The 17,152-nt window shown below is 61.7% G+C and carries 14 protein-coding genes; 8 read left to right on the top strand and 6 right to left on the bottom strand.

The genetic code is table 11. The features are described 5' to 3' along the window. The first annotated feature begins 9 nt into the window (after positions 1–9). Entirely contained in the window at positions 10–1,221 is a 1,212-nt protein-coding gene (locus CXQ91_RS21410; RefSeq protein WP_181038994.1) for an MFS transporter, read from the top strand. An 85-nt stretch (positions 1,222–1,306) separates the two neighbouring features. Here CXQ91_RS21410 and CXQ91_RS21405 read toward each other — a convergent pair whose 3' ends face one another. From CXQ91_RS21405 to CXQ91_RS21395, 3 genes are all read right to left on the bottom strand, one after another. Further along, a complete protein-coding gene (locus tag CXQ91_RS21405; RefSeq protein ID WP_104175894.1) occupies positions 1,307–2,005 on the bottom strand; it encodes a GntR family transcriptional regulator in 699 nt (232 codons plus the stop codon). A 97-nt stretch (positions 2,006–2,102) separates the two neighbouring features. Further along, positions 2,103–2,975, bottom strand: a complete 873-nt coding sequence (locus CXQ91_RS21400) for a CoA ester lyase (RefSeq protein WP_104175893.1) — start codon at positions 2,973–2,975, stop codon at positions 2,103–2,105. Beyond that, entirely contained in the window at positions 2,972–3,538 is a 567-nt protein-coding gene (locus CXQ91_RS21395) for a MaoC family dehydratase (protein WP_104175892.1), read from the bottom strand. Before CXQ91_RS21395 ends, CXQ91_RS21400 begins: the two co-directional genes overlap by 4 nt. 219 nt (positions 3,539–3,757) lie before the next feature. Here CXQ91_RS21395 and CXQ91_RS21390 point away from each other — a divergent pair, with 219 nt between their 5' ends. Next, positions 3,758–4,933, top strand: a complete 1,176-nt coding sequence (locus CXQ91_RS21390) for an acyl-CoA dehydrogenase family protein (RefSeq protein WP_104175891.1) — start codon at positions 3,758–3,760, stop codon at positions 4,931–4,933. A gap of 730 nt (positions 4,934–5,663) precedes the next feature. Here the strand turns inward: CXQ91_RS21390 and CXQ91_RS21380 are convergent. Beyond that, positions 5,664–6,191: an ester cyclase gene (locus tag CXQ91_RS21380; RefSeq protein ID WP_104175890.1), complete on the bottom strand. Its 528-nt coding sequence runs from the start codon at positions 6,189–6,191 to the stop codon at positions 5,664–5,666. Between the two features lie 1,028 nt (positions 6,192–7,219). Here CXQ91_RS21380 and CXQ91_RS25480 point away from each other — a divergent pair. The 6 genes from CXQ91_RS25480 to CXQ91_RS21345 all read left to right on the top strand — a co-directional run bounded on the left by CXQ91_RS25480 (position 7,220) and on the right by CXQ91_RS21345 (position 13,221). After that, a complete protein-coding gene (locus CXQ91_RS25480; RefSeq protein ID WP_308471424.1) occupies positions 7,220–7,438 on the top strand; it encodes a hypothetical protein in 219 nt (72 codons plus the stop codon). A 465-nt stretch (positions 7,439–7,903) separates the two neighbouring features. Continuing rightward, entirely contained in the window at positions 7,904–9,235 is a 1,332-nt protein-coding gene (locus CXQ91_RS21365; protein ID WP_104175889.1) for an MFS transporter, read from the top strand. Positions 9,236–9,288: 53 nt separating this feature from the next. Beyond that, positions 9,289–10,200, top strand: coding sequence for an oxaloacetate decarboxylase (locus tag CXQ91_RS21360; protein WP_104175888.1), 912 nt, complete (start codon positions 9,289–9,291; stop codon positions 10,198–10,200). Further along, positions 10,197–11,489, top strand: a complete 1,293-nt coding sequence (locus CXQ91_RS21355; RefSeq protein WP_104175887.1) for an amidohydrolase family protein — start codon at positions 10,197–10,199, stop codon at positions 11,487–11,489. The genes CXQ91_RS21360 and CXQ91_RS21355 overlap by 4 nt, the downstream gene beginning before the upstream one ends. A gap of 25 nt (positions 11,490–11,514) precedes the next feature. Beyond that, the gene (locus CXQ91_RS21350; protein ID WP_104175886.1) at positions 11,515–12,165 is read left to right on the top strand and encodes a GntR family transcriptional regulator; all 651 of its coding nucleotides are present in this window, start codon (positions 11,515–11,517) and stop codon (positions 12,163–12,165) included. A gap of 768 nt (positions 12,166–12,933) precedes the next feature. Beyond that, entirely contained in the window at positions 12,934–13,221 is a 288-nt protein-coding gene (locus CXQ91_RS21345; protein ID WP_104175885.1) for a hypothetical protein, read from the top strand. An 875-nt stretch (positions 13,222–14,096) separates the two neighbouring features. Here the strand turns inward: CXQ91_RS21345 and CXQ91_RS21340 are convergent. Both CXQ91_RS21340 and CXQ91_RS21335 read right to left on the bottom strand, forming a co-directional pair. Next, the gene (locus tag CXQ91_RS21340) at positions 14,097–15,548 is read right to left on the bottom strand and encodes an FAD-binding protein (RefSeq protein WP_104175884.1); all 1,452 of its coding nucleotides are present in this window, start codon (positions 15,546–15,548) and stop codon (positions 14,097–14,099) included. Between the two features lie 59 nt (positions 15,549–15,607). After that, on the bottom strand, positions 15,608–17,152 hold a 1,545-nt coding region (locus CXQ91_RS21335), incomplete at its 5' end, for an aldehyde dehydrogenase (protein ID WP_219816565.1).

The following is a 17,152-nucleotide window of genomic DNA, read 5'->3' as shown; positions in this document are numbered from 1 at the left end:
ACCCTCCGAATGCCCACTTCCAAGGCATTGATGGCGATGTCCTTGCTGTTCTTTGCGATGTTCGTGGCCGCAGGAGCACCCTCGCCTTTGTACGCGAGGATGCAAGCTGATTGGGCGTTCCCCTCGTGGGTGCTGACACTGGCTTTCTCTGCCTACGTCGTAACAATGATGCTCGCCATTCTCGTTGTCGGCGCGCTGTCCGACTTCGTCGGGCGACGGCCTGTCCTGGCTTGTGCACTGGGTGTCGAAATTTCGGCCATGCTCGTACTCTGTTTCGCCACGAATGTGCAGTGGGTCATCGCCGGAAGGGCCCTTCAAGGACTTGCGACAGGCACAGCAACAGCCACTCTCAGCGCAATGCTCACCGAACTCGCCTCGCCGCAGCGACCAGCAACAGGGCCCATCATTGCCAGCTTTGCCACCCAAGGAGGGATGGGAACTGGGGCTCTGATGGCCGGACTGTTGGCGCACACCATGACGACTCCCGGACCCATGGTCTTTTCCTTACTGGCTGGGACCTTCGTGGCAGGAATCGTCTTCGTCCAGCTGACACCGGAGACTACCGCAAGGAAGCCTGGCGCCAGGAAATCGTTGCTCCCACACGTCCGGGTTCCCGTACAGGCCCGGACCAGTTTTTGGGGCGTAGTCCCCGTGGTGAGCGCGGTATGGATGACCGGAAGCTACTTCATGAGCCTGCTCCCCAGTGTGATGCTGTTGTCATTCGAGGGTGCCTCGGACCTGGCGGGTGCCGCGGCCATCGCCCTTTTAGCTGGAACGGGCGCGGTATGTTCGATCCCAAGTCTGGCTGCGCCGGCCCGGACTACAGCCATAGCGGGATGTTGCTTCCTCATTGGAGGAATGGCCATTTTGCTAACAGCTGTGTCCCTCAGGTCCTTGAGCTGGTGCTTGGTGGCTGCAGCAGTCAGCGGCATTGGATTCGGTCTTGCCAATTCAGGAGCTTTTCGTCTCGTTGAGAGGATGGCGCCCTCGTTGGACAAGGCTCAGACATTCTCGGGCATCTACATGGCTTGCTACGTGGCGGGCTCGGTACCTGTAATCTGCGCCGGATTCCTGGCAGATATGACCGGCCTGAAGACTACGAGCTACATCTACGGCGTAGCGGTGATTGTAGTTGCTGTCCTTGGGGCGGTCGCACAACTAAGGCCTCGGCGGGGGACCTGTATCCCGACGCCGGACATACGGACACCCGGGCAACAATAGGATGACCGTGGTGGGAAGATGTCCAGCCTTACCATTTATCCGCCGATCCAAGGTGCTCAGTCCTCTCGAATCAGGCGTGATTTGCTCAGTCGCCCTTTTCCGTTTCAGCCGTCGCCGCGGCGACGCGCGCGTCGAAGTGGGCGGCCAGCAGTTCGCCTGAGTGGACGATGTGCCGCTGCATGGCGGACCGGGTTGCCTCCGGGTCCTGTGCCTGGATGCCCTTGAGTAGTTCGGCGTGGTCGTTCATGGTGGCCTGCGGCCAGCCGGGGATAGCGGAGTAGAACTGCCGGGGGACGTATCGTGTGACCAGTCCCAGGACCCAGACGGTTTTCCGGGAATCGGCCAGCAGGTTGATCTCGCGGTGGAAGGCGTGGTTCTTTTCTTCGAGGCGGTCGTGGTCGTTCCGGGCGGCGGCCGCGATCAGCTCGTGGTGCAGTGCCTCGAGTTCGGCCACGTCCTGCTCGCTCGCGTTGGCGGCGGCGCGGGCGGCAAGTTCGCCGCCGATGAGTGCCTGGACCTGAAATAGGTCGCGGATGTCCTGTCCGGTCAGCGGCGCCACCACGAATCCATGCCGTGGCACGAGTTCCAGAAAGCCCTCCACGCGCAGGGCCTGCAGGGCCTCGCGGGCCGGCGTCGTGGAAATGCCCAGGTCCTCACCGATGGTCTCTGGCCGGACAAGGGTCCCAGGCTGCAGTTCGCCTGACATGATGAGGCCTCGGATATGGGCGGTGGCCTTCTCGCTCAGTTGCGGGCGTGCACTGCTGCGGGGACGGCGGCTAGTCATGGTCTCCGGACTCTTTCTCATCATTTTTCCCGTTCTAACTTACGTCATGAGCCACGCCCGGGCCCGGATCCGAGTCCTGCAGGAGCAGGGGCGGCTGTTACTGCTCCTTCCCTGCGCGCTGCAGGATGCGTTTGGCCCGCTCGGTGACGGGGCGGTCGATCATCTGGCCGTCCACTTGGGCGGCGCCGCCTTCGGCGCCGATGACGGACTGCGCCCACTCTACGTCGACCTGTGTGGGTGCGAATGCCCCGTGCACAGTGGCCAGCTGGGCGGGGTGGATGCAGAGCTTGCCCCCGAAGCCGAAGTTCCGGGCGAGCCGGGCAGAGTCGGCCACTTTGCCGGCGTCCTTGATATCAGTGGAGGGTGAATCGAGCGGCGCGGCGATGCCGGCGGCGCGGGAGGCCAGGACCAGCTCGGACCGGGCGTGGTCCAGGAAGCGGTCCCCGCCTTCGGCATCGATGTCCAGGGCGAAGTCGATGGCGCCGAAGGCTAGTCGGGTCACGCCAGGCACGCGGGCCAGTTTCAGTGCGTTGACCACGCCGAGGGCGGATTCAATGAGTGGGACCAGAGCAAGGTGATTTGGCATGTCGGCACGGAGTTGGCGCAATGCGCCGGCGTCTTCCGCCTTCGGCACCATGATGCCGAGCAGACCCGAGCCCGGCGTCCGGGCGGCGGAGAGCAGCATGGTGATGTCGGCGTCGTACTGGCGGGAACCTTGGGGGTTCACCCGCACCAGCGCACGCACGCGGGCACCGCCGCCGTCGGGCGCCACTGCCTCCAGCGTCGCGGTCAGCGCAGCGGACTTCGCGGCCGGCGCGACGGCGTCCTCGAGGTCGATGATCACGACGCCGGCGCCTGCCGCGGCGGCCTTGGCGAACCGTTCGGGGCGGTCACCGGGAACGAACAGCGCGGTGACTGCCTGTGCGACGGTGTCGGCGCCGGAAACGGCGAGGCTTCCTGCCGCCGTCACTGGAAGTCTCCGATCGAGGGCAGGCTGGACTCGTTGGGGCGGGCGGATTCGACGCCGGGAAGGTGCCCCTGCCGGTAGACCATAAACGTCCGGCGGTAGCTGATCACGATCTTGCTGTCCTGATTGAAGCCCTCGGTCGCGACGGTGACAAGGCCGAGGTTGGGGCGGGACTTGGACTCCCGGATGGAGAGGACCTTGGAGCGAGAGTAGATAGTGTCGCCTTCATAGACGGGGTTCGGCATGCGGACCTCGTCCCAGCCCATGTTCGCGAAGACGTTCATGGACAGGTCGATGGTGGACTGGCCGGTGACCAGCGCGAGCGTGAACGTGGAGTTGACCAGCGGCAGGCCAAACTCGGTGGCCTTGGCGAAATTACGGTCGACGTGGGTCTTCGCCACATTCTGCGTCATCAGGGTGAAGGACTGGTTGTCCGCCTCGGTCACTGTCTTGCCGAAGGGGTGGTAGTAGATGTCCCCGGGCGAGAAGTCCTCAAACAGGCGGCCTGTCCAGCCTTCTACTACGCGGCCTTCCCCGACTGGCGCCTGGGCTGCTTCTTTGGTCATCGATGGTCTCCTTGGTTCGCTGCATCCGGCGGCGATAGTGCTCCGTGAACGCCCAATATATTAGATCTCCACGCCAGTCTGACGGAATAATTCGCTATATGTCAAGGATTTTTGGTTCGCGTGATTACCCCGGGTACCTCTTGTGAGATGCCAATATATTGCGTAGTGTCATTTGCAGAGGTGACGGAAGGTCGCCAGCAACGTTTCGAAGGAGCACCGATGCACACCCTGACTGCCGGACTGGACCAGCTGCGCGAGCAGACCCGTCTCCTGTGCGAAGGCTTTCCGGACGAGTACTGGCGCGAGACGGACCGCAACCGCCGCTACCCGCAGGAGTTCGTAAATACCCTCACCGAGGCGGGCCTGCTTTCGGCGCTGATCCCGGCCGAGTACGGCGGCCTGGGCCTGGGCCTGACCGAGGCCAGCGTCATCATGGAGGAAATCAACAAGTCCGGCGGCCACTCAGCGGCATGCCACGCACAGATGTACACCATGGGTGCCCTGCTGCGGCACGGCAACACCGCCCAGAAGCAGGAATACCTGACGCAGATCGCCGCCGGCGAACTGCGGCTCCAGGCCTTCTCCATCACCGAGGACAAGGCGGGCTCGGACACCACCAGCATCGAGACTGCGGCCGTCCGCGATGGCGACGATTTCGTCATCACCGGCCACAAGAGCTGGACCAGCCGCATTGATGAGTCCGATCTTCTCTTTGTCCTGGCGCGCACCTCCGAGAAGCCCGAGGGCAAGGGTGCCGACAAGACCCACGGCCTGACGCTTTTCCTGGTGGACCTGCGCCAGGTCCGGGCCGAACAGCCTGAGTCGCTTGAGGTCGTCAAGGTCCGCACCATGTTCAACTACGCCACCAACCAGGTCTTCTACCGCGGCATGCGCGTGCCGGCATCGGCCGTGATCGGCGAGGTGGGCAAGGGCTTCCGCTACGTCATCGACGGCTGGAACGCCGAGCGCATCCTGCTGGCCTCCGAAGCGATCGGCGACGGCTACTGGTTCACGAAGCGGGGCGTGGAATACGCCAACAGCCGTGAGGTCTTCGGCCGCAAGATCGGCACCAACCAGGGCGTGCAGTTCCCCATCACCGACGCGTACATGAAGGTCCGGGCCGCAGACATGATGCGCTACGAGGCCGCCCGGCTCTTCGACGCCGGCGAACCCTGCGGCGCCGAGGCGAACATGGCCAAGCACCTCGCCTCCGAAGCCAGTTGGGCCGCCGCCAACGCCTGCCTCGATACCCACGGCGGATACGGCTTCGTGGACGAGTACGACGTCGAACGCAAGTTCCGCGAAACCCGCATGTTCCAGGTGGCCCCGATCAACAACAACATGATCAAGAGCTTCGTGGCCACCAAGGTCCTGGGCCTGCCCCGCTCCTACTGACCGTGTCAGCAGGAAGCACAGGAAGCAACTGTTATGGCCGTCTCTGAAGCCTGCTGGATGTCCCAAACAGACGGTGAGATGAAGCCACAGGCTCATATGGAGACCAACCGTCCAGCACGAGCGTCAAGTTGACGCTGGAGAACGGCGATGTCACAACCGTCCGGATGACCCGGAATGCTACAGCTCCCACCTCTTTGGACTACCACCAGAGGTTCACAGATGCTGTCCGGGCAGTTGTTGTTGACCGCAGGATTGATGACCTCCTCGTCCAGAAGATCGCCGGGTCCAGCGGCACCCCGCGACGGTTTCAATGCCGCTGTCGACAAGATCAAAGAAGCCGCCCGAGAAGGCTGAAAGCCCTACCTATCCCGCAAGTCCCGCGGAGGCGCTAGTAGTATCCGCGGGACTTGCGGGATTCATGCCTAGTGTCGGCACGGCTGCTTATTCGTTGGCTACTGCCTGCCTCGACGATGTTCTGCACCACGCACTGCCATCACACGCAGCAAGGCACGACACATTTACGGTGCTAGAGCAAAGATAGACATATGGTCCATTATCGGCGTTAAAAGCACGGGAGTAGAAATAGCTGCGAGAACTGGGGTCCAGCAGGGCGAGGTCTTCGACAATCGCCGGCCGTCACTGTAATGAAGCGACGAGTCGGCAGAGCGCTTCAATGCCAGGTATCTGATCTGGGGAGACGAGAAGTGCTTAGCGGTGAGGATCTCGTTGATCAAGTTCCTACTTGAACTGTCGTACCAACGACGGCGACGCTTGCCCCGTTTGTGTTCTCCTGCTGCTCCTCGTTCACGACTATGTCCGTTCCGCGATGTCGGCCGTCATCCGCGGCGGTGCCGGTGAGGTGGCGAAACACCTCGTGTGCGTTGCGGTGTACGCGGTTGCGCAACAACTTGCCGTCCTCGCGGACGTCCAAAACCGCAGTGCCGTGCATGTGGATGGGTTGGCCATCCGGCTGGGTCCCCAACGCGCCGTTGTTGCGCCCCTTGAACTCCCACATGGCGCAGACGCGAGAACCGTCGTGGTTCTCGAACGTCTCAACCGTGCGAAACTCAAAGTCCTCGATCTGCCCCAGGAAGGTTCGGATCCAGTCCTTAAAGCGTTCTCTGCCATGGATTTCGTGGCCGGCGTTGTCGATGACAAAGTCTTCAACAACGAACTCGTCGGCCGCCTCAGGATCCTTGGCTTGCCATACATGCGAGAAGAAGCTCTCGACTATCTGGCTGCTGTTAGGCCGGCTCATGCTCCTCCTCGGTAAGTTCTGGTCCGCTGGACACGGGCAACGGGATCAATTGCTGAGTTGCAAACTCTAACTCAGGTCCGTAGGCGCGGCAACCTCGGACATTTGCGACTCCATTCTGCGTTGCAGTCACTGACGCTTCACGCAATTAATCAAGTGCCCACTGCTGGGTGAGCGCGGTGTCAGCGAGGGGGTTGCCTGGCGGAAACCGCTCTTCGTTTTTGTAGGGTTAGGCGGGGAGTGTTTTTCCGACGAACTCTATTATGTTTCTCCAGGGCGGGGGCGACGTGCTGCTCTTGGTCGTAGAGCTCGACGTGGCTGGCGTCCTCGATCCAGACGAGTTCCTAGGGGCCGGCTTGGTGTCCAAGCTTCGATGCTCATCCATGCGGTGATGGCACGGGTGCCGACGATCATGAGCGCGGGACGCTGGCCGATGAGAGGCCAGGCGTCGAAGAGGCCATCTTGTCGAAGCTGGTCCAGTCGAAGAACGCCGCTGCGCTCGTGCTGGGCCCGGAGTGCGGTAGGCGCCGTGCTCGCCGCCGAGTTCGCGGGTTTGTTCGATCGTTTCGGGGAACAGGGTGAGCGCGCCGGGGTCTTCGCCGGCGGCGGCTGCGGTCCGCGCGGCCGCCGCAGCGTCGAGTATCCCTAGGCGTGGCATCAGATCACGCAGTGGTGCTGGTGATTAGCCACGCCATGGCTTCTGCCCGGGAATGGAAAAAGCGTTTGCGACGGGGTGTCTCGTTCATCTCCAAAACGAAGTTGGCGATCACTATGTCTACTGGTGAAGCGCCCAGCATCGCCACATGTGATGCCTGTCAGGTCCGGGCGAATACTGCGCGGGCCCCGCGACTGACCTCGAAGATTGTGCCCATGTCCACAAGCAGTGGGCGTTCAGTTTCCGCAATCTCCTGACCGGATGACGGCTTTGTACATCCACTTAAGCTGAAAAATTCCGTGCTCATCCAAAAACCTCGTCGGTCAGCTCTCCGTCCAGGGACTCCGACTTCCGGACCTGGTGGGCCGAGCATCGCATCACATCAACAGGATACGAAATCAAGTATTACCGGCACCCACTCGTCGGCGAGCACGCCTTCGACTGCCACACCTGGAACAGTTCCGACGGCAGCGGACAGCGCCATCATGGTGCTCACGGCCGAGCCCGGAAGCCCATCCGACGACGTGCTGCGCATTTACTGTCATGGCAGGATCAGCAGGCTTCCGCAGCCAGGACGTTTCACCGACCCTCCTGACCACGGCTGCTCTTGTACGTATCTACGCGAGCAGGAAATGAAGGGGCGCTGTTCCTGCGGTAGGCAAGATAGCCATGACATTCTGATGCCCAGCAGCCTGCTATTCAGATATTGCGTGGTTGGCCAACGACCCACAGCGTGAGCCCGTGAAAGCGGCGTTGGCTGATCCGTTCACCCGCCGCTGTAAGCGCATGGAGAAGTGTGTCCAACCTGCGAACGCCGGTTTGACGAAATCGCAGGCGTTATGTGCGAGAAGACTCCGCAGCAGCTGCCAGCGAGCCGATGGCGCAGAGTTTCCTCACGTCATGCGGATGGATAAATCTCGGACTGCATTGTTGACAACGCAGTCCGAGATAGCGCAGAATCGGGTTGGCCGCAACGACGCGGACCATATTCGAGGAGTGATCATGAATGAAACTCAACGTTTGACTAGGCCGACGGCCGCTGGCCGGAGGGAGTTCTCCCATGTCCGTTGAACAAACGCAGACCCATGTCTCGCCCACGCGCGTGGCGTTCGCGAGCGCCGTAGGTACTGCGATCGAGTGGTATGACTTCTTTATCTTCAACACGGCTGCCGCGCTTGTGTTCGGCCGGCTCTTCTTTCCGACGGTGAGCCCGACGGCCGGGACGTTGGCGGCGTTCGCGACATTCGGCGTGGCGTTCCTCGCGAGACCAGTTGGCGGGGTCGTCTTCGGGCATTTTGGGGATCGTCTCGGCCGGAAGAAGATGCTGGTCCTCTCGTTGCTTATCATGGGCGTGAGCACCTTTGCGGTCGGTCTGCTGCCCACATACGAGGCAATCGGCATCTGGGCACCCATCTTGCTGGTGACTCTTCGGTTCCTGCAGGGTTTCGCGGTCGGCGGGGAATGGGGCGGCGCTGTGCTCATGGCCGCCGAACACGCCCCGAAGAATAAGCGCGGGTTCTATGCGAGCTGGCCGCAGGCCGGCGTTCCGGCCGGGCTCGTGCTCGCCAGCGTCGCCTTCATCGTCCTCGGCTGGATGCTGTCCGACGAGCAGTTCCTCGCCTGGGGATGGCGGGTACCGTTCCTCATCAGCGCCGTGCTCATTTTGATCGGCATGTACATCCGGTTCAAGGTCGTCGAGTCGCCTGCCTTCCGCGCCGTTCAGGAGAACGACAACACAGCAAAGCTACCCGTCGTCGAGGTGTTGCAGACCGAGCGCCGGAGTCTCATGCTTGGGATGGGCGCCCTGTTCGCATCCGGAGTGCCCTTCTACGTAGCCACCGTCCTGTCACTCACGTACGTCACGGAGAGGACGGGTCTGTCACGTGAGACCGTCCTGTTCTGCCTGCTCGGCGCCGCGCTGCTCCAGGTGTTTACGATGCCCGCGGCTTCGCTCCTGTCCGACCGGATCGGGCGTCGCCCGGTGCTCATCACAGGCGCGGTCCTCTCCATCGTTCTCGCGTTTCCGTTCTTCTGGCTGCTCGACACCGGCTCGGTGCCTCTGGTGTTTCTCGCGCTTGTCTTGGCCATTTCCGTCGTGCACGCCCTCACCTACGGCCCAGTGGCCGGCTTCATCGCCGAGCTCTTCCCGACCCGCGTGCGCTACACAGGCTCGTCGATCAGCTTCCAGTTCGGCGCCATGCTCGCCAGCGCCCCGACACCGTTCGTCGCTGGGGCGCTGCTCGTGTGGGCAGGAGGGCCCTGGGCGATCTCGCTCTATATCGTCGCAGCGGCCGTGATAACGATTTTCGTCGTCAAGGCCGCCCCGGAGACCTTCCGCCAGGAGACCGATGCGAGCCCGGGACAGCCCGCGGAAAGCGCGGCCCTCAGATGACCGTCACGGCGGCACAGGCGGCTGCCACGATCATACGAAGAGAAGGAAATCCAATGCCGAAATCACCGAACTCACGCAGGAAAGCGCTGAAGGTGCTTCTCGATGCGCCAGGTCCGCTGGTGCTTCCCGGTGCGTACGACGCCCTGAGCGCACGGCTAGTCGAGCGAGCGGGCTACGGCGCCACGTACCTCGGGAGTTACGCCGCAGCGGCGTCCGCGTTCGGGCTCCCCGATGTCGGTCTGCTCACGCTCGATGAGATCGCCGAGCAGACCAAGCGCATCGTCGACGCCGTGGACATTCCAGTGCTCGCGGATGCCGAGAATGGCTTCTACGACTTTGCCAACATCTGGCGTGCGGTCAAGGTTTTCGAAGACACCGGTGTCGCAGGCGTGCACATCGAAGACAACCTTGGGGGTAAGCACACGTCGACACCGCTGGGACTGCTTCCGACCGAGCGGATGGCGAGCAAGATCCGGGCGGCAGTCGACGCCAGGACCGACCCCGATTTTATCGTGATCGCCCGGTCGGACGCGGCATGGGTCGAGCACGACATCGACGGGTGCGTCCGTCGTCTCGAGGCGTATGCCGCGGCGGGAGCGGATATGGTGTTCGCCCCGGCGATCTCTGCGGTCGAGCTTCGCCGAGTGCGCGACCGTATTCCCGTTCCCGTCATGGTGGCGGGCGACCTGCTCGATGTCCCCGGCTCCGATGAACCCTCGAGCACGATCGCGGAGTACGGCGATGCCGGGGCGGACGTGGTCCTGTTGTGGTACAGCGTCATCGGCGCCGCGTCGAAAAACGTCGCCGCCGTACTCGACGCGTTGCGCGGAGGCAAGGAGGTCGCGGACGTCAAAACCCTCGTGACCGATCAGCGAGCGTTCGAAAATAGCATGGGGTACGCCGAGTACGAACTGCGCAGCGCCCGTTACGCGACTGCGCTCGGAACGAAGGAGCCGAAGGCATGAGTGGCAAGACTGTCTACACGGGAGCGCGCCTCATCAGCGGCGAGCATGTCATTGAGGACGCGGCTATCGCCGTCCGTAACGGCGTGATCGAGCACATCGGCGCGACATCGGAAGTCGCGCCGGGCGACACCTTAGTGTCCTTGGCAGGCAAGACTGTCATTCCCGCGATTGTGAACCCCCACGGCCATATCGGTTACATGCGCGGGACCACGACGGACGCCACCTTCTACTCGCGTTCGAACGTAATTGACCACCTGCACCGATTGGCCTACTACGGGGTTAGCACTTTCCAGTCGCTAGGCACCGATCGCGATGACACGGAAATTGGCGTCCGCGACGACCAGCGCAGGGGCGCACTCGGGGAGCGTGACGTCGCCCAGCTCCTCACCGCAGGCTCTGGCATCGTCGCACCGACTCCTGGTGAAACTAACGGCGGCCCGTTTTTCGCAACCGATGTCGTCTACGAGGCGACGAGCGTAAAGGGCGCCCGCGAGCACGTCCGCCGGCTGGCGGCGAAGAAGGTGGACGCCGTGAAGCTCTGGCTCGACGACCGCAGCGGCACGAAGGCAAAGCTTCCCCCGGAGATCTTCGCGGCCGTGATCGAGGAGGCTCACAGTCACGCGCTACCCGTCGCAGCGCACATCTATACGCTCGACGAGGCGAAGGCTGCGGTGCGTGCCGGGGTGGATATCCTCGCCCATCTGCCGCGAACCGGTACGGATGACGAGTTAATTGCCATGCTCAAGGACCGCAATGTCGCCGTGTTCACGTCGATGTCTATCCAACGTCCCCCTGGTGAGGATTGGCTCGACGAGCCGGCGATTACAGACGTCCTGCCGTGCGATGCCGTCGAGGGACTTCGCGCGACCATCAGGGAGCGTGGGCCGGTGCCGCTCTACGACACTGTCGATGTCTACCGGCGCATGGAGGAGACGCTCGTGACCTCGGCGGAGGCAGGGGTGCGGCTGGTGTTCTCGGCCGATTCCGGTTTGCTTGCGCAGATCATCGGCGTCGCCGAACACCGCGAACTCGAGGCGCTCGTCGCTGCGGGTCTGTCACCGCTGGCGGCGCTCAGGATGGCCACGGAGACGTCGGCCGAGCTGCTGGGGCTGTCCGATCGCGGCGTGCTTCGCGAGAACCGACGTGCTGACTTCATCGTGCTCGATGACGACCCGCGGCACGACATCACGGCGACCCGCCGCATCACCGACGTCTATCTCGCGGGCACGCGCGTCGATCGGGACGGGCTGCGCGCAAGATGGCAGGAGAGCAACGGTAAGCTGGATTGAACCTAAATACGGAGGCGACGCATCGATGAGTACGGTGAAGACGAGTACCGAGGTGGAACTCGAGCTGCGTGAGCGGATTCTTCGTCGGGATTATGTACCGGGGACGCAACTGGTCGAGGAGCGCCTGGCGCGCGAGCTCGGGACGTCCCGGAACATCGTCCGAACTGCCTTGTTGGCGCTCGAGTCGAAACACCTCGTCCAGAGGATTCCGAACCGCGGCGCGATCGTCGCCAAGTTGGACAGCGAGCGGCTCTTCGAGCTTTACGACGTCTTCGAACTGCTCGAGGGACTTGCCGCACGTCTGGCCGCCGCGCACTCAAAGCCAGAGGACTGGGACGAGCTAATCGCCCTCTTCGGCGAGCCGCTCGAGGCCGCGGTCGACCGGGGAGACTACGAGTGTTATTTCGACGCGGTCAAGCAGTATCGGCGTACTGTCATTGAGCACGCGGCGAATTCGTATCTCGATGAGGTGCTGTCCGGCATCCACGACCAGGCGCATTCGATCATCCGCCGCATCCTCATCATCCCCGGGCGGGCACACGACAGTCTCCTCGAGCATCGGAGGATCATCCAGGCGCTTCATGCGGGCGACGAGGAAGGAGCCGAGCGGCTGAAGCGAGAGAACATGCGTGCAGCCCGAAAGGCTCTCGAGGCCTACCGGGACTTCTTGATTTGAGCTCGTTTCAGGCGATGCAGGGGTAGCAACTTCGGCCGGCAGTTTCGATGGACAGCCTGTCACCTATCTCTGCACAGGCGTTCGCCGGGTCCTTTCTCGTGGCGAAGCCGGGGCACGCCTCGTTATCTGCGAGTTCGGACGCCCGCCGGTCGGACTCTTGGCTAATCTCGGTGACCTTGGGGCGCGGGTGTCGTTACGGCTGAAACCAACCGCAGGATGCCTGTCCAGGGGCTGGAGACGCCGAATCCATCGCCGACGCTTCAAACCGGCTTATTGAAGGGACGGCCCGGCATCTCACAGGCCCGACGACCTGCGGGCCAAGACGCTCGGCTCCAACTAGAGTCGACAGCGTCAATCCCAGGGGCCGTGAGCGTTTCGAGTTCACGGTCCCTGAGGGTTTCGATCCTTCTCCCCCGATGGGACCGGGCCGGTTCAACCGGGGGCCTTCGACGCGGCATGAAGATCCGACCCGTTTGACAACGCCAGGACTGCATCAAGGTTCGACGAACGGACTCTTCCGCCCGCAGCCAGCCGGCTGACATGCTCACCGGGGCGTCGCGTCTCGGCCTGGAAGACTGGACGCCAGCCAAGTCATACACCTTCGGCACCCCTTCGGAAACGACATCTTGGGTCGTCCCGCTTCGGGCCATCACGGCTAAGATACCCCCGCTCTTGGCAGGTTCCAGCTCCATCACTCCTGCAGTGGAGCTGGAACCCGGCCGCAGTACACGCAAAATTCCGCCAGGATTTCAAGCACTAAGGGAACACATGAAGTACCACCGGCAGTACGAATGGCTGCCCGTCCGCGGAGAAGCCGTGCCAATCCAGAACAACGGAATAGTCATCCATGAAGGCATTGTCGACGCGGTCACCGCGGATGATTCCATACTCTGGATTGCAGCTCAAAGCGCCAACACCCGGAAGATGGTCTGCAAGGCAGAAGGCGATGAAGTCTGGATCACCTACAAGTGGGACACCACTGCAGCCAGCGATTACCCATCCCTGCCCCGACCGGTTGTAGGCAGTCCGCGGGAATTTCTCACCATTGCGCGATGAGCCTGGGGACGTTTTCAACGACTGCGGCACGATGTGCGGCGGCGTTAGGTAGTTGAGCCCGGCTCATTCAGGTATAAGCGTGTGCCAGGTCATCCCCAAGGCACGCACGCTGTGAGGTTTTTACCCGCCTGCGCGTCGCCCTCCTTCTCCAATTGTATGCAGACGGATCACCTGCCTGGGATGGTGATTAGAGCCACCTCAGGGTGGTCCTCCTGTAGGAGGACCACCCTGATTCCGTGCACTGCTCGCGGGCCAAGAGATAGCGCCACTGGCTTGCCGGGCCGAGCTGCTGTGCAAGGAGGGTCGCCCGATGAAACTACGGGGCTATAACCATCCAGGAATCCGGAGCACTGTCCTCGCCTGGGCTGAACCCTGCGGACACCTGCACTCGTCGCCCGGTCCTGACGCCACCTCCGGCGGGCGACGTCAGGACCCCAGGACCCGATCCTCAAAAGGTCGGCGTAAAGACTTGGCCTCCGCAGGCACGTAGCCGCCTATGAAGGCCTTGGGCGGCGGCTTCGAGATCAATAACATCCCTTCCGCGGCGATCAGCTGTGCCGGGCTAGGTAACAACCTGAAAAGGGCCCTGTTCCTCCCCGCGTCCGGCGCCCCTGAGACTCCCGCGATCCGGCCCTGCTTCCCACCGGAAACGAGCAGCAGAAAACGCGGGTGCCCCCTACTCGACGCTCCTGGGCGGCACCGGCAACGAAAAACTCGAGTTCTCAACCGCTGTGGACAAACATCAAAAAGGTCCTCCAGTGCCAACCCACAGGCACTGCGGGCATCAGAATTGATTACCCTTACGGATAACTTGTCGTCCGCGGATCCGGCAATATGGAGGCCTTTTCCACGAAATGTCAGCGTCCGTCTCGGACCTACCGCACCGACTGGATGCTTTCCGCAAAAGCAGAAGCATCGCGCACGGCAAACGCGTGCTGAGCTGCAAGGCGTCCGAACGTCAGGCATCGCAGGACGGAGGTCGCAACCGGGTATGCATGATAGAAAGCACCCGTCAATTCACCTGCCGCGTAAAGGCCTGGGATGGCAACTCCGGAAGGGGTGACGACCCGGGAGTCAGTATCCGTTCGAAGGCCACCGAAAGTGAAGCAAATGACTCCCGTCAGCGGAAAGCCGACAAACGGACCTTCATCCAGGGGAACCGCCCAATTGGATTTAGGTGGCCTAATTCCTTCAGTATGTTTGCCATCAAGTCGGCGCCAGTCAAACGCATCGTCCGTCACAGCCGCGTTGAACTCCTCGATTGTTTTACTCACGGGTTCAAAGTCGAGCCCTAACTTCTCAGCGAGTTCCTCAATGGTGTCAGCCTTTTCCGGTGCAAGGTCACTCAGCCAGCCTTGTTCGATGTTCGGAATTGCCAGCGTCTTCGCGTCAGCAATCCAGTAGGCCTTTTGGTTCTGATGCTTCCAAATTTCGTAGCCGATTTTCTCGAAAGAATTGTCCCAAGTCTCTGCGCCTTCGTCATAGAACCGTTGGCCCTGCTCATTGACAAAGATTCCGGTTGTAAAGGTATAAATAACCGAGTCGGCCGCTTGGCTTCTGGTGTCAGAAGGTTCGGCATGGATCATGTCGAACTGTCCTGCCGTGTCTGCCCCAAGTTCAAGTGCCATGCGCAGTCCGTCGCCTCGATTGCCCTGAGTGCCGGGGGCTATTTGGGGAAGATCACATGCACGGTCCCCCAAGTATCGGGTGAGCATTTCCGGGTTGCCCTGAAAACCACCCGAGGCCAACACGACTGAGGGCGCGGAAAGCGTCCTCAGCAGGCCTTCGTTGTTTCTGACGATGACACCGTTAACTTGTCCATCCCCAGTGGTTGTCAGGCGTACTGCTTCGGTTTCATACAGGAAGTCAACGTTCTGGTATTGCTCCAGCGAGGTCGAGAGTGCGTCAACGATTGCCACCCCACCGCCCTCAGGGCGCCCGGGAGGTATGATTCCGGCAACACCGTTGTCGAAGGTGTGGGCGAGAGGAAACTCTTCGAACAAGAGCTTGACTCCATGATCCCTCAGGAATTTCACCGTGGTCGGCGTTTCGGCTTCGAGTTTCCGGCAGTACTCTCGATCAGAAAGCCCGCCCGAAACCTCAGCCATGAAGTCGACCCAGTTAGGGTCCAGGTTGCCTTCCGGGTCGATCCTTAGGAATGCTCCCGTCCAGCGTGTAGCGCCGCCACGCTGTTCGCGTGGTCCACGGTCCAGAATCGCAATGCGACCTGGGTGAGGATCAGAGGCCGTAAGTTCTGCATAAGACAGCGCTGCGGCCAACCCTGCGGCGCCGTGACCGACGACGATGAAGTTGTATTCGTTTGACATGAGGGCTCCTAAATCTCCATTGATTTGTGAACTGCGCCTTTGAATCTGTATTTCTGTGCTTATCGAAGAGAGAACGGATCAGTGATTGCGTTCTCGTTTGACTCGAACCAGATCGATTTGGGCTGCGTGAACTCTGCGAATCCATCCAGTCCATTTTCCCGGCCGTGTCCGCTGTCTTTCAGCCCTCCAAAGGGGGTTGCGTACTGAAGTGTGCGGTAGGTATTCACCCATACAGTTCCAGCTTCCAACTCCCTGGATACATGGTGGGCCCGCCGGAAGTCGTTCGTCCACACTCCTGCTGCGAGGCCAAATGGAGAATCATTGGCGATGGCTATGGCTTCATCATCGTCGCTGAAGCGGATTACGGAGAGCACCGGGCCGAAGAGTTCCGTCCTTGCAACCTCCATATCGTTCGTGACCCCGTCAAGGACGGTCGGTGGGAAGAACAGGCCCTTTGGGGGAACGGGTGCATCCACACCGCCGGCCCGAACCTCTGCACCATTTGCTATCGCCCCCTTGACGCGTTGGACCACCCCGTCAATGATTTTCGGCTGGGACATCGGTCCCATCTCCGTGTCTGACTTGGATGGATCACCCAGACGGATTGAACGGGCACGTTGGGATACCAACTGAACCAACTCGTCCGCGATGCTTTGGTGAACGAGCAGCCGCGAGCCAGCGATACAGGTTTGTCCGGCAGCAGCGAAGATTCCTGTGACCACGCCGTCGACTGCTCGGTGAAGATCGACATCTCCGAAGAAGATATTCGCGGATTTGCCGCCCAGCTCAAGGACCGTTTGCTTGAGACCTTCCGCCGCCCGCGCGGCTACAAATCCCGCGGAGTCAACGCCTCCCGTAAAGCAGACCTTGCGGACGAGAGGATGGCCGACCAGGGCGTCTCCAGCTTCGGCTCCATATCCGTGGACTATGTTCAGAACTCCGTCCGGCAGGCCGGCCTCCTTGGCAAGCCGCGCCAACAGTAACAAGGACTGTGAGTTGACTTCCGGTGGTTTGACAACCACGGTGTTACCTGCCGCGATGGCCGGGGCGAGACTCATTGACCCCAGCATCATCGGGGAGTTGAACGCAGGGATCACACCGATGACGCCGTAGGGCTCGCGGATGGTTACCGCCAAAAGCGTTCCGCTGTCGTGCGGAATCTGACGCCCCTCCATCTGGTAGGACAGCGACGCGTAATAGTGATACCAGTTGCGAAGCATGAGTTGCTGGGTTTTCACTTCGCGGATGACTTTGCCAGCGTCCCTTGACTCAAGTTGAGCCAACTGGTCCGAGTGTTCACCGATAAGGTCTCCGAGTTTCCACAATATTTCGGCCCTTTGAGTCGGCCCCGTCCGACGCCAAGTCAGGAAAGCGCGCTGTGCACTCTGGACAGCATCGTCGATGTCCGCAGCGTCCCCCCGGGCTATTTCAGCCCAAGGCTCCTCCGTCATCGGATCGAAGCTCGGTAGATACTGACCGGAGGCTGGCCTGGAGAGGGCGCCGTTGATCCAGTGATCATGTTGGCCGATCATACGGAAACAACGCCTCCCAGCCGTCCTTCGATTTTGCGCGGGCGAGGTTTGAAGGCCAGCTCTTTTTCGCTC

The organism is Arthrobacter sp. Y81 (assembly GCF_002929335.1).
GTDB lineage: Bacteria > Actinomycetota > Actinomycetes > Actinomycetales > Micrococcaceae > Arthrobacter.
Note: the sequence above shows the minus strand (reverse complement) of the source record. Positions and strands in the feature narration are given on the sequence as shown.